Source organism: Nocardioides jensenii JCM 1364 = NBRC 14755, from assembly GCF_001552535.1.
Lineage (GTDB): Bacteria > Actinomycetota > Actinomycetes > Propionibacteriales > Nocardioidaceae > Nocardioides > Nocardioides jensenii.
Window position 1 is genome coordinate 1 of record NZ_BCRJ01000168.1, and the last position, 1665, is coordinate 1665.

At 68.5% G+C, this 1665-nt stretch carries 1 protein-coding gene; it reads left to right on the forward strand.

Features of this window, described 5'->3' with window-relative positions; translation table 11 throughout:
* Positions 1 to 286 precede the first annotated feature (286 nt).
* The gene (locus NJ4_RS24770; protein ID WP_067442096.1) at positions 287 to 1366 is read left to right on the forward strand and encodes an IS110 family RNA-guided transposase; all 1080 of its coding nucleotides are present in this window, start codon (positions 287 to 289) and stop codon (positions 1364 to 1366) included.
* Positions 1367 to 1665 lie beyond the last annotated feature (299 nt).

Below are 1665 nucleotides of genomic sequence, written 5' to 3' on the forward strand. Positions count from 1 at the left end.
ATAGACGGTATGAGTGAACCCATCGGGTTTGCTCGTTGGTTTCGCGGCCGGGGTTGGGCGTTCCTCGCTTTGTGATGGTGTGCCGGCGCTTGGTTGGTGTCAATGTCGTTCATGCTCGCTTCGCTGCGCGTGCTCCACGTGTGACACCGCCGGGCGCGCCAGCGCATCGGCTGTGATCGAGGAATGCCGGGGGGTTGTGGCCGGAGACCTCGCTGACACAGATTCGTGGGTTACCGGGCCAGGGACTGCCTGGTCCGGCCTATCCGACATGTGTAGGAGGCCTCCGGTGTTTACCGAGCGTACGAGTGTTGGGCTCGACGTGCACGCCCGATCGGTCGCGGCAGCGGCAATCGACGGCGTCACGGGCGAGTTGATCCAGACACGACTGAGTCCAGCCCATGACCACATCCGTTCCTGGATCGGCGCACTGCCGGGCCCGGTGGCGGTGACCTACGAGGCGGGCCCGACCGGGTTCGACCTGTCCCGGATGCTGAGCGCGGCCGGGATCCGGTGTGAGGTGGCGGCACCGTCGAAGCTGCAGCGTCCGGCCGGGGACCGGGTCAAGACCGACAAGAAGGACGCCCTGCACCTTGCCCGGTTGCTGCGGATGGATGAGATCACCGCGGTGGTGGTGCCCAGTGTGGCCGACGAGTCGGCCCGTGACCTGGTCCGGGCCCGAGAGGACTGCCGCCGCAGCCTGACCCAGGCCAAGCACCGTCTCAACGGTCTGCTGCTGCGCCACGGGCTGGTCTACTACGACGGCCGGCCCTGGACCGGCCGGCACGACCGGTGGCTGCAGGGACTGCGGTTCGACCAGGTCGGCACCCGGCTGGCGTTCGAGGACAACTACGAGACGGTGGTGGCCGCTTTGGCCCGGCGCTCGCGGTTGGACGCCCAGATCGAGCAGATGGCCGCCGAGTGCGAACAGGTCGACCTGGTCCGCCGGCTCGCCTGCCTGCGTGGGGTCGCAGTGTTGACCTCGTTCGCGCTCGCGGTCGAGATCGGTGACTGGCATCGCTTCACCGGCAACTCGCTCGGCGCCTTCGTGGGCCTGGTGCCCAGCGAGAGCTCCTCGGGTGGCGCGATCTCACGTGGCCCGATCACCCGCACCGGCAATGGCCACGCCCGGCGTCTGCTGGTCGAGGCGGCCTGGCACCACCGCAGGGCCTACGTCGCGGGCAAGACGATGAGGGCCCGGTGGGAGCAGGCCACCCCGGCTGCCGCGGCCCGCGCCGACGAGGGCAACCGACGACTGCACCGTCGCTGGGCACGCTTCGACGCCCGGGGCAAGAAGGCCGTGGTCGCCAACACCGCGATCGCCCGCGAACTGGCCGGCTGGTGCTGGTCCCTGGCCGTCATGGACTAACCAAACCCCCTAGGACCCTCGCCGAAAGACTGATCAGTGCTGGCAGCGCCGGAGCCATCCACGCAGAGACTATGAGCAGCCCCCAACAGGGCCCACGCTCGACGATAGAGACGTGCACACAGCTCCACGCGAACGCCCCGTCATGTGAGTAACCAACCCACGCATATCAGACCGGCAACGCGTCGAAGACACGCCAAGCACCCCCAGCCAGACGGCGAGAACGAGGCACCGCACCCCAACCCAGGGGCGCGGCGCCTCGCCCTGCCCCCTTGACAAACGAACCTCCATGTCAGTCCCTG